General features: G+C 63.2%; 10 protein-coding genes. All 10 read left to right on the top strand.

What is annotated here, in order from left to right:
* Positions 1 to 162: 162 nt before the first annotated feature.
* A complete protein-coding gene (locus tag LOY34_RS04695; protein ID WP_258664320.1) occupies positions 163 to 1,758 on the top strand; it encodes an ABC transporter substrate-binding protein in 1,596 nt (531 codons plus the stop codon).
* A gap of 225 nt (positions 1,759 to 1,983) precedes the next feature.
* Positions 1,984 to 3,309 (top strand): OprD family porin, encoded by a 1,326-nt coding sequence (locus LOY34_RS04690; protein ID WP_093388136.1) that lies wholly within the window; start codon positions 1,984 to 1,986, stop codon positions 3,307 to 3,309.
* Positions 3,310 to 3,381: 72 nt separating this feature from the next.
* Positions 3,382 to 4,977 (top strand): ABC transporter substrate-binding protein, encoded by a 1,596-nt coding sequence (locus tag LOY34_RS04685; RefSeq protein WP_045196276.1) that lies wholly within the window; start codon positions 3,382 to 3,384, stop codon positions 4,975 to 4,977.
* Positions 4,978 to 5,051: 74 nt separating this feature from the next.
* The gene (locus LOY34_RS04680) at positions 5,052 to 6,062 is read left to right on the top strand and encodes an ABC transporter permease subunit (RefSeq protein WP_036993941.1); all 1,011 of its coding nucleotides are present in this window, start codon (positions 5,052 to 5,054) and stop codon (positions 6,060 to 6,062) included.
* A 10-nt stretch (positions 6,063 to 6,072) separates the two neighbouring features.
* On the top strand, positions 6,073 to 7,002 hold the full coding sequence (locus tag LOY34_RS04675) for an ABC transporter permease subunit (protein WP_045196274.1): 930 nt from the start codon (positions 6,073 to 6,075) through the stop codon (positions 7,000 to 7,002).
* A gap of 10 nt (positions 7,003 to 7,012) precedes the next feature.
* Positions 7,013 to 7,981: an ABC transporter ATP-binding protein gene (locus LOY34_RS04670; RefSeq protein ID WP_195885724.1), complete on the top strand. Its 969-nt coding sequence runs from the start codon at positions 7,013 to 7,015 to the stop codon at positions 7,979 to 7,981.
* Positions 7,981 to 8,949 carry a peptide ABC transporter ATP-binding protein gene (locus tag LOY34_RS04665; RefSeq protein ID WP_045196272.1) on the top strand — a complete coding sequence of 323 codons (969 nt, stop codon included), beginning with the start codon at positions 7,981 to 7,983 and terminating at the stop codon, positions 8,947 to 8,949. Before LOY34_RS04670 ends, LOY34_RS04665 begins: the two co-directional genes overlap by 1 nt.
* Positions 8,950 to 9,065: 116 nt before the next feature.
* Entirely contained in the window at positions 9,066 to 9,875 is an 810-nt protein-coding gene (locus tag LOY34_RS04660; protein WP_195885723.1) for a nuclear transport factor 2 family protein, read from the top strand.
* A 61-nt stretch (positions 9,876 to 9,936) separates the two neighbouring features.
* Complete coding sequence (locus LOY34_RS04655) at positions 9,937 to 11,343, top strand: FAD-binding oxidoreductase (protein WP_195885722.1); 1,407 nt, start codon at positions 9,937 to 9,939, stop codon at positions 11,341 to 11,343.
* 32 nt (positions 11,344 to 11,375) lie between these two features.
* Positions 11,376 to 11,717 (top strand): cupin domain-containing protein, encoded by a 342-nt coding sequence (locus tag LOY34_RS04650; protein ID WP_038996988.1) that lies wholly within the window; start codon positions 11,376 to 11,378, stop codon positions 11,715 to 11,717.
* The last annotated feature ends 32 nt before the right edge of the window (positions 11,718 to 11,749 follow it).

The following is an 11,749-nucleotide window of genomic DNA, read 5'->3' as shown; positions in this document are numbered from 1 at the left end:
CCGTCGCACGCCCTATCGGATACCTCCTACACACCTCTGCGTAATCGCACCTATCTGCAGCGCTTTGATGGCTCTACCGTCAAGGGTGCAGCAGAGTCGGCGCGATTCGTATGGCTGTGCGCCATGGACCGCGAAAAAAACAACAAGAGAGAAGGGATCGTCATGCGCCACACTCCAATCTATGCAGCGCTGCTGGGCTTCGGCCTGCTCGCCCAGGCCCCTGCGGGCCTGGCCAAGAACCTGGTGTTCTGCTCCGAAGGCAGCCCCGGCGGTTTTGATACCGCCCAATACACCAGCGCCACCGACAACGACGCCGCCGAGCCGATCTACAACCGCCTGGTGGAATTCGAACGCGGCGCGACCGCCGTCAAACCGGCCCTGGCAAAGAGCTGGGAGGTGTCCGACGACGGCCTGACCTACACCTTCCACCTACGCGAAGGGGTCAAGTTCCACAACAACAACAAGGATTTCACCCCCAGTCGCGATTTCAACGCTGACGACGTGCTGTTCACCTTCAATCGCATGCTCGACCGCGACCACCCGTTTCGCAAGGCCTACCCCACCGAATTCCCCTACTTCGTCGGCATGAGCCTGGACAAGAACATCGCCCGCATCGAAAAGACCGCGCCGATGACCGTGGTCTTTACCCTCAACAGCATCGATGCCGCCTTCGTGCAGAATCTGGCAATGAGTTTTGCCGCCGTACTCTCGGCCGAATACGCCGAGCAACTGATGACCTCCGGGCGCCCCAGCGACATCAACCAGAAGCCGATCGGCACTGGCCCGTTCGTGTTCCAGCGCTACCAGAAGGACTCGCAGATCCGCTACCGCGGCAACAAGGACTACTGGGACCCGAGCCAGGTGAAGATCGAGCAGTTGATCTTCTCGATCAATACCGACCCCTCGGTGCGCATCCAGAAACTGCGCAAGAACGAATGCCAGGTCACCCTGCATCCACGCCCGGCCGATCTCGATGCACTCAAGAGCGACCCCAAGCTGCAGGTCATCGAAAAACCCGGCTTCAACCTCGGCTACATCGCCTACAACGTTCAGCACAAACCCTTCGACCAGCTTGAAGTACGCCAGGCCATGGACATGGCGGTGAACAAGCCGGCCATCGTCAAGGCGGTGTACCAGGAGGCCGGGCAACTGGCGGTGGGCAGCATGCCGCCGACCCAGTGGTCCTACGACGACAGCATCAAGGATGCCGGCTACAACCCGCAAAAGGCCCGCGAACTGCTCAAGGCCGCCGGGGTCAAGGAAGGCACTGAAATCACCCTCTGGGCCATGCCCGTGCAACGCCCGTACAACCCCAACGCCAAGCTGATGGCCGAAATGCTTCAGGCCGACTGGGGCAAGGTCGGCCTCAAAGTGAAAATCGTCAGCTACGAGTGGGGCGAATATCTCAAGCGCACCAAGGACGGTGAACACGACATCTCGCTGATCGGCTGGACCGGCGACAACGGCGACCCGGACAACTGGCTGGGCACCCTGTACAGCTGTGACGCGATAGGCAGCAACAACTACTCCATGTGGTGCGACCCGCAGTACGACGCGCTGGTCAAGAAAGCCAAGACCATCACCGACCGCGAGCAACGCACCCTGCTCTACCAGCAGGCGCAGCAGCGCCTCAGGCAACAGTTGCCCATCACCCCGATCGCCCACTCGACGGTCAACCAGCCGCTCAGTGCCAAGGTCGTGGATTTCAAGGTAAGCCCTTTCGGGCGCAACAACTTCTCAGGCGTCAGTACCGAATAAAAAACCGCTTTCTCCCTCGGGGGCGCGCAGCGCCTTCGCGGGCAAACTCAGCCTGAATATGCCCGATTGCCTTGCAGCAAACGATTGCAAACCCTTGTTCCAACCGGCAAGACGCCCAGCTCACAAGGCCAGGCGGTAACTAAAAAGAAGAAAAGAAAAGGGAGCTTTACCTTGAGACGAACCCAAACCGCAGTACTGGCACTGTCCCTCAGTGGTCTGTCAGCCATGGCCCAGGCCGAACCCGCCAGCCAGGACTATGTTCCGGTCAGCGTCAAAGCCACCAGCGCCCAGAGTGAAGCCAAGGGCTTCATCGAAGGCCAGAGCCTGTCCGGCTCGACCCGCAACTGGTATGGCCGCGAACGCGCCACCCGCGCACCGCTGTTCAAGTACTACAAGAGCGACGGCAGCCAGCACGACACCCACAGCCGTGACAACTGGGTGCAGGGCACCATCCTCAACTACACCTCGGGCTTTACCGAAGGTACCTTCGGCTTCAGCACCGAGGTCGCCGTCTACAACGCCATCGCCCTGGAGCGTGGCCGCGCGGCGGTGGCCGGGCCGAACAACCGCACCCTGACCCACAGCGACGGCGATGTCATCGGCCAGTGGAGCAAGATGGGCCTGGCCAACGTCAAGGCGCGGGTGTCCAACACCACCCTGACCGCCGGCCGCCAATCGATGGACACCCCGGTACTGGCCTACATCGGCAACCGCGCCTTGCCGTCGAGCTTCGAAGGTGTGAGCCTGCACAGCGAAGAATTCGACAACCTGTCGTTTGATGTCGGCACCTTCGACCGGCTCTCGAACCGGACCGAACAGGGCACCAGCAAATTCGTTGCCGAGTACGGTGATCGCGCCTTTTCAGCCGATCACGTCAACATTGCCGGTGTGAACTACCAGCCGCTGAAAAGCCTGAAAACCAGCTTCTACGTGTCCAACGTCGAAGACCTGTGGAACCAGTACTACTTCGGCGCCAGCCATGAGCTGGGCGACAGCGCGGTGCTGAGCCTGACCACCGGCCTGAACTACTACAAGACCAAGGATGAAGGCCAAAGCAAGCTTGGCAATATCGACAACGACACCTACAGCCTGTCGTTCGGCCTGACCCACCAGGCCCACAACCTGACCTTCTCCTACCAGCAGGTCAACGGTAACGAGTACTTCGACTACCTGCACGACACCAACGCGATCTTCCTGGCCAACTCCCTGCTTTCGGACTTCAACGGCCCGAACGAAAAATCGATGCAGATCGCCTACGTGCTGAACATGGCCCAGTACGGCGTGCCGGGTTTGAAGTTCAACCTCTACAACGCGCGCGGCTGGGGCATCGACGGCACCCACTACACCGGCAGCGGCTACGACGTGCGTGGCCTGGACGGCGAGAACCACTACGAGTGGGGCATCGGCACCACCTATGCGGTGCAGAGCGGCTCGCTCAAGGACACCACCATTCGTGCCACCTACACCGCGCACCGGGCCAGCAAGGCCCAGATCGACGGTAGCCTGGACGAGCTGCGGATTGTCACCACCATTCCTTTCAACTTCCTCTAGAACGCGGTTTCCCGGTCGGTTCGCCGAATCGGCCGGGACGGCTACTCTGGTTAATCGATTGCAGGAGGTTTCATGAAACTGCTACCGCTACAGGCTGCCCTGGCAGCCGTCCTGTTGAGTACTGCGGCGGGCCTCTCAGCCAAGCCGCTGGTGGTGTGTACCGAGGCCAGCCCGGAAGGCTTCGATATCGTCCAGTACACCACCGCCGTAACCGCCGACGCCTCGGCCGAGGCCATTTTCAACCGCCTGGTCGACTTCCGCCCGGGCACCACCGATATCCAGCCGGCCCTGGCCGAGCGCTGGGACATCAGCGATGACGGCCTGACCTACACCTTCCACTTGCGCGAAGGGGTCAAGTTCCACACCACCGACTATTTCACCCCTACCCGCGAGATGAATGCCGACGACGTGCTGTGGAGTTTCCGACGACAGCTGGACCCGAATCACCCATGGCACAACAAGACCAGCATCGGCTTCCCCTACTTCGAGAGCATGGGTTTCAAGGACCTGCTCAAAAGTGTCGAGAAGACCGACGAGCACACCGTAGTCTTCACCCTGACCCGGCCCGAAGCGCCTTTTTTGCGTGACCTGGCCATGGCCTTCACCTCGATCTACTCCGCCGAATACGGTGACCAGTTGCTCAAGGCCAACAAGACCGGCGACCTCAACAACAAGCCGATCGGCACCGGCCCGTTCATCTTCCAGCGCTACAACAAGGACGCCCAGGTGCGCTACAAGGCCAACCCGGACTACTTCCGTGGCAAGCCTCCGGCTGATGCGCTGATCTTCGCCATCGCCAACGACAACAACGTGCGCCTGCAAAAGCTCAAGGCCAACGAGTGCCAGGTGGCGCTGTACCCCAAGCCCGATGACATTCCCAGTATCAAGGCCGACCCCAAATTGAAAGTGGCCGAGATGGAAGCGCTGACCACCGGCTACATCTCGCTCAACACCGAACACAAGTACCTGAGCGATGTGCGCGTGCGCAAAGCCATCAACATTGCCTTCGACCGCCAGACCCACGTCGACCAGCTGTTCGGCAAGGGCAACGCACTGGTCGCGGTCAACCCTTACCCGCCGAGCATGATCGGCTACAACACCGACAACCAGAACCCGCCCCGTGACCTCGACAAGGCCCGCGCCCTGCTCAAGGAAGCCGGCGTGCCCGAAGGCACGGTGCTGACCCTGTTCACCCGCAACGGCGGCGGCCCGACCAACCCCAACCCGCGCCTGAGCGCTGAAATGCTTCAGGCGGACCTGGCCAGGATCGGCCTGACCGTCGATATCCGCGTGATGGAGTGGGCCGAGATGCTGCGCCGGGCCAAGAAGGGCGAAGCCGACATGGTCTCGACCGGCTGGGCCAGCGACAACGGCGACCCGGACAACTTCCTCAGCCCGCTGCTTAGTTGCGACGCGGTGAAAAGCGGCGAGAACTATGCGCGCTGGTGCAATCAAACCTTCCAGCAGTTGATCACCAAGGCCCGCGAGGTTACCGACAACAATGAGCGTGCAGCGCTCTATGTAAAGGCCCTGGCGGTGTACGATGAAGATCAACCGTGGATCAGCATGGCCCATCCGCAGATGTTTACCGCCATGCGCAACAACGTTGAGGGGTACCACATCAACCCCCTCACCAATAACAACTTCGCCACTACCCAGGTGAAGTAGAACAAGAACGACCGCCGGCGCCCCATCCGGGTGCCGGCGGGCATGCCTGACCGGCTGATGAGGTACTCCAGAAGATGTTTAGTTTTATTGCCCGGCGACTGGGATTGCTGATCCCGACCTTCTTCGGCATCACCTTGCTGACGTTTGCGCTCATACGGCTGATACCCGGCGATCCGGTTGAAGTCATGATGGGCGAACGGCGGGTCGACCCGGAAATGCACGCCCAGGCCATGGAGCGACTGGGCCTGAACAAACCGCTGCCCGAACAGTACCTGGACTACGTCAGCAAGCTCGCCCAGGGTGACCTCGGCGAATCGCTGCGCACCCGCGAAAGCGTCTGGACCGAGTTCCTCGCACTGTTCCCGGCAACCCTGGAACTGGCCATGGCGGCGCTGTTTTTTGCCGGGGTGATCGGCCTGCTGGCCGGGGTCATCGCCGCGCTCAAGCGTGGCTCATTATTCGATCATGGGGTCATGGGTATCTCCCTTGCCGGCTACTCGATGCCGATCTTCTGGTGGGGCCTGATCCTGATCATGTTCTTCTCCGTGAGCCTGGGCTGGACCCCGGTGTCCGGGCGCATCGACCTGCTCTACGACATCGAGCCGAAAACCGGCTTCATGCTCATCGACACCCTGCTCAGCGACGAAGAAGGCGCCTTCAAGGATGCACTGATGCACCTGATCCTGCCGGCCATCGTGCTGGGCACCATTCCGCTGGCGGTGATCGCGCGCATGACCCGCTCCTCGATGCTCGAAGTGCTGCGCGAAGACTACATCCGCACCGCCCGCGCCAAGGGCCTGTCGCCGGCCCGGGTGGTGTTCGTGCACGGCTTGCGCAACGCGCTGATCCCGGTACTGACGGTGTTCGGCCTGCAGGTCGGCACCCTGCTCGCCGGTGCGGTACTGACTGAAACCATTTTTTCCTGGCCGGGCATCGGCAAGTGGCTGATCGAAGCCATCGGCGCCCGTGATTACCCCGTGGTACAGAACGGCATCCTGTTGATTGCCTGCCTGGTGATCCTGGTCAACTTCGTCGTGGACATCCTCTACGGCCTGGCCAACCCACGCATCCGTCATCAGCGCTGAGGGCCTCGTCATGACTACCCCACTTGCAAAATCTGTCACCACCCCGGCCACCGCTGTCGACCAGAGCCTGCTTTACCCCTCGCCGTACAAGGAGTTCTGGCAGGCCTTTTCACGCAACAAGGGCGCGGTCGCCGGGCTGATGTTCATGAGCCTGATCGTGTTCTGCGCACTGTTCGCCCCCTGGGTGGCGCCGCACAGCCCCAGCGAGCAGTACCGTGATTTTCTGCTGACCCCGCCGGTGTGGCTGGAAGGCGGCAACTGGCAGTTCATCCTCGGCACCGACGAGCTCGGCCGCGACCTGCTTTCGCGGCTGATCCAGGGCTCGCGGCTGTCGCTGCTGATCGGCCTGTCATCGGTGGTGATCTCGCTGATTCCGGGGATCTTCCTCGGCCTGTTGGCCGGGTTCTTTCCGCGCATCCTCGGCCCGTCGATCATGCGCCTGATGGACGTGATGCTGGCCCTGCCCTCGCTGCTGCTGGCCGTGGCGATTGTCGCCATCCTCGGCCCTGGCCTGATCAACACCGTGATCGCCATCGCCATCGTCTCGCTGCCGTCCTATGTGCGCCTGACCCGCGCCGCGGTGATGGGCGAACTGAACCGCGACTACGTCACCGCCGCACGCCTGGCCGGTGCCAGCCTGCCCCGGCTGATGTTCGTCACCGTGCTGCCCAACTGCATGGCGCCGCTGATCGTGCAGGCCACCCTGAGCTTCTCCTCGGCGATCCTCGACGCCGCCGCCCTGGGCTTTCTCGGCCTCGGCGTACAGCCGCCAACCCCCGAGTGGGGCACTATGCTGGCCTCGGCCCGCGACTACATCGAACGCGCCTGGTGGGTGGTGAGCCTGCCTGGCCTGACCATTTTGCTCAGCGTGCTGGCAATCAACCTGATGGGTGACGGACTGCGCGATGCGCTGGACCCGAAACTCAAGAATGCCGCCTGAGGAGATCGCCATGTCACTTCTGCAAATCAACAATCTGAACGTGCGCTTTGGCGACGCCAATGCGGTACCGGTGGTCGACGGCCTGGACCTGTCGGTCGATGAAGGTGAGGTCCTGGCCATCGTCGGTGAGTCGGGCTCGGGCAAATCGGTGACCATGATGGCGCTGATGGGCCTGATCGACGCCCCCGGGCGCATCACCGCCGATGCCCTGACCTTCGATGGCACCAACATGCTCAAGCTCAGCGGCCGGCAACGGCGCAAGGTGGTTGGCAAGGATATGGCCATGGTCTTCCAGGACCCGATGACCGCCCTCAACCCCAGCTACACCGTAGGCTTCCAGATCGAGGAAGTGCTCCGCCAGCACCTTGGCCTGCGCGGCAAGGCGGCCCGCCAGCGTGCCCTGGAACTGCTCAAGAAGGTTGAAATCCCCGGCGCCGAAAGCCGCCTGGACGCCTACCCGCACCAGCTTTCCGGTGGCATGAGCCAGCGGGTGGCGATCGCCATGGCGATTGCCGGCGAACCCAAGCTGCTGATCGCCGACGAACCGACCACCGCCCTCGACGTGACCATCCAGGCGCAGATCATGGAGCTGCTGCTGAACCTGCAAAAAGAGCAGAACATGGCGCTGATCCTGATCACCCACGACCTCGCCGTGGTCGCCGAAACCGCCAAGCGGGTGTGCGTGATGTACGCCGGCCAAGCGGTGGAAGTCGGCCAGGTGCCGGAACTGTTCGACCTCCCCGCCCACCCCTACAGCGAAGCACTGCTGGCGGCGATTCCCGAGCACAGCGAAGGCGCCGAGCGCCTGGCGACTCTGCCGGGCATCGTCCCCGGCCGCTATGACCGTCCTCAAGGTTGCCTGCTGTCGCCGCGCTGCCCTTACGTGCAGGAAAACTGCCGCCGGCAACGACCGACCCTCGATCCCCAGGCCCATAGCCAGGTGCGTTGTTTCTACCCGCTGAACCAGGAGGTGGCGTAATGACTGTCGTCCTTACCGCCCGTGAACTGACCCGTCACTATGAAGTTTCCCGCGGCCTGTTCAAGGGCCATGCCCTGGTGCGCGCACTCAACGGCGTGTCGTTCGAACTGGAAGCCGGCAAGACCCTGGCCGTGGTCGGCGAGTCCGGCTGTGGCAAGTCGACCCTGGCCCGGGCCCTGACCCTGATCGAAGAGCCCTCGTCCGGCTCGCTGAAGATCGCCGGCCAGGAAGTCGCCGGCGCCAACAAGGCCGAGCGCAAGCAATTGCGCAAGGACGTGCAGATGGTGTTCCAGAGCCCGTACGCCTCGCTCAACCCGCGACAGAAGATCGGCGACCAGCTGGGTGAGCCGCTGCTGATCAACACCAACCTGACCCGCGCCGAGCGGCGCGAGAAGGTCCAGGCGATGATGCAACAGGTCGGCCTGCGCCCCGAGCATTACCAGCGCTACCCGCACATGTTTTCCGGTGGCCAGCGCCAGCGCATCGCCCTGGCCCGGGCGATGATGCTGCAACCGAAAGTACTGGTGGCCGATGAGCCGACGTCGGCCCTCGACGTATCGATCCAGGCCCAGGTGCTGAACCTGTTCATGGACCTGCAGAAGGAGTTCAATACTGCCTACGTGTTCATCTCCCACAACCTCGCAGTAGTGCGCCACGTGGCAGACCAGGTGCTGGTGATGTACCTGGGCCGGCCGGCGGAAATGGGCCCCAAGGAGGACATCTACAGCAAGCCGCTGCACCCTTACACCCAGGCCTTGCTGTCGGCCACGCCGACCATTCATCCGGACCCGCTGAAGCCGAAGATCAAGATTTCCGGCGAGCTGCCCAACCCGCTGAACCCGCCGCCTGGCTGTGCCTTCCACAAACGCTGCCCGTATGCCACCGAGCGCTGTGCTGCCGAGGAACCGGCGTTCAGGCAGGTGGGGACGCGGCAGGTGGCGTGCCATTACGCCGAGCAGTTCCTGTAACCGCATCGCGGGTCGAGTCGAGGCGTCGCACCGCCGCTCCCACAGTGCACTGTGTGGGAGCGGCGGTGCGACGCCTCGACTTGACCCGCGATTGGCCCCTCCATCACTATCAGTCAATGACCCCATCCTCGATCCCCGACGGCCCGGAGCAAACCCCGGAAACCGCCGCCACCGTCCTGCGCTACCACCTGTGCTGGAAGCATCGCGACCTCGACGGGGTCATGGCCTTGTATCACCCCGATATCCAGTACAACGACTATTTCCAGAACCGCGTCCTGCACCTCGATGAGCTGCGCGAATACGTGCGTGTGAGCATGCCCCGCGAAGCCGGTGAAGACATCGTCCACAGCGACCGCATCCGCGTCGATGGCTGCACCGCCTTCATCCAGTACCAGGTTACCCTGCGCGGTGGCGAAGGCCTGGTGGCGTTCCAGGCCAGCGAAGCGATCACCGTGCGCGACGGCCTGATCTGGCGGGTCAACGAGTACGCCTCGCTGGTCCGCGCGCCCAGCCAGGACACTGGCCACAATGACCTGCGCCCGGCCGCCAGCCGCCTGGGCCTGTCACCACGCCAGCTGAGCTTCATGGCCCAGGACCTGGAGCAGTACTTCCAGCGCCAGCAGCCCTACCTCGACCCGGAGCTGGACCTGCAACGGGTGGCCCGCGAAAGCGGCTACAGCCGCAACCAGATCTCCTACTTGCTCAACCAGGTGCTCGGCCAGAGCTTCTACCGCTACGTCAACCAGGCACGCCTGCAGCACCTGCTCACCAGCCTCGGCGCCACCGCCACGGTTGCACGCATCGACGAGCTGGCCTTTGCTGCCGGTTTCAATTCGCTGTCGGCGTTCTACAAAAGTTTCCGCCAGCACACCGGCCTGTCGCCCAAGGCCTACGTGAAGCAGAATTCTCTGCGTGCACGCACGTAAGACACAGCGCCCCGCAAGCTTCTAGGATCGCCACAGACCGTTACCGATGTGGAGCCGAACAATGCTGGCATGGCGCAGTATCAGCCTGTGGATGGACCAACTCGATGAGCCGTTGAGCGCACGCCCGGCGCTGCAACAGGACCTGGACGTCGACGTCTGCATCATCGGCGCCGGCTACACCGGGCTGTGGACCGCCTACTACCTCAAGCGCCTGGCACCACAGCTGAACATCGCCATCGTCGAAGCGCAGATTGCAGGCTTCGGCGCCTCCGGACGCAATGGCGGCTGGCTGATGGGCAACCTGCTCGGTGAAGACCGCCTGCTCGCCGGCAGCACGCCCGAGCAGCGGCGCGCCGCCTATGACCTGTTGCACGGCATTCCCGATGAAGTGGCCCAGGTGCTCGAACGCGAAGGCATCGACTGCGACTACCGCAAGGGCGGCGTGCTGTACTGCGCCGCGCGCTACCCCGAGCAGGAAACCAGCCTGCGCGCGTATCTGAACAAGCTCTACAAGCAGGGCCTGAACGAAGCCGACTACCGCTGGCTAAGCCCCGATGAGCTGGCATCGCAGCTGCGTATCAGCCGCCCCTATGGCGCGATCTTCAACCCCAATGTCGCCACAATCCAGCCGGCCAAACTGGTGCGCGGCCTGGCCCGCACGGTAGAGGCCATGGGCGTGAAGCTCTATGAGAACAGCCCCGTAACCCAGTGGCGTTCCGGTGAAGCACGCACCTTGCAGGCACGGATCAAATGCCAGTGGCTGGTGCCAGCAGTCGAAGGCTACTCGGTCAACCTGCCGCCGCTGGGGCGCTACCAGATGCCGGTGCAAAGCCTGCTGGTGGCCACCGAGCCACTGCCCGAACAGGTCTGGGAGCAGATCGGCCTCAACCATGGCCAGGCCTTCAGCGAGAACAGCCGCCAGGTCACCTATGGCCAGCGCAGCCTGGACAACCGCCTGGTGTTCGGCGCCCGCGGCGGCTATCGCTTTGCCGGCCGCCTGCGCGACAACTTCGACCTCACCGACAGCGAAATCGAACTGCGCCGCTACCTGTTCGGCGAGCTGTTCCCACAGTTGCAGAAGGTCAGGATCACCCACGCCTGGGGCGGCAACCTGGGCATGGCCCGGCGCTTCCAGCCGCACATGTTCTGTGACCGCAAACAGGGCATCGCCCTGGCCGGTGGCTATGGCGGCGAAGGCGTTGGCGCCAGCAACCTCGGCGGGCGGACCCTGGCCGAGCTGATCCTCGAGCGGCGCAGCCCGCTCACCGAGCAGCCCTGGGCCAGCCACGACCGCGCCCTGCACAGCCTGCCCGGCTGGGAGCCGGAACCCTGCCGCTGGCTGGGCTACAACGCGATCATCAAGAGTTTTGTCCATGAAGACCAGACCCTCGCCAACCCGGCCAGCGCCCCCTGGCGCCGACGCCTGGCCAGCGGCGTAGCGGACTTCATGGAAGGTTTCATGCGCTGACTTTTTGAACCCCCTGCACAGGATCCACCGCTATGAGCATTACCCAGTTCAAGAACACCGACAGTGTCACCCTGGCCGAATCCAACCCGGTGGCGGTGCCACTCGGCGAGCCGGTCTCGATCGCCTCGGTCACCAGCGTCGAGCGCAGCGACGGCGTCGAAACCGGCATCTGGGAATGCACCCCGGGGCGCTGGCGCCGGCAGATCGTCCAGCAGGAGTTCTGCCACTTCATCAAGGGCCGCTGCACTTTCACCCCGGATGGCGGCGAGCCGCTGACCATCGAAGCCGGCGACGCGATCATGCTGCCGGCCAACAGCACCGGTATCTGGGACATCCAGGAGACCGTGCGCAAAACCTATGTGCTGATTTTCTGATCATTTGATCGCCTGCCTCCTTCGATAAAAAA

The organism is Pseudomonas sp. B21-009 (assembly GCF_024749345.1).
Taxonomy (GTDB): Bacteria; Pseudomonadota; Gammaproteobacteria; order Pseudomonadales; family Pseudomonadaceae; genus Aquipseudomonas.
Note: the sequence above shows the minus strand (reverse complement) of the source record. Positions and strands in the feature narration are given on the sequence as shown.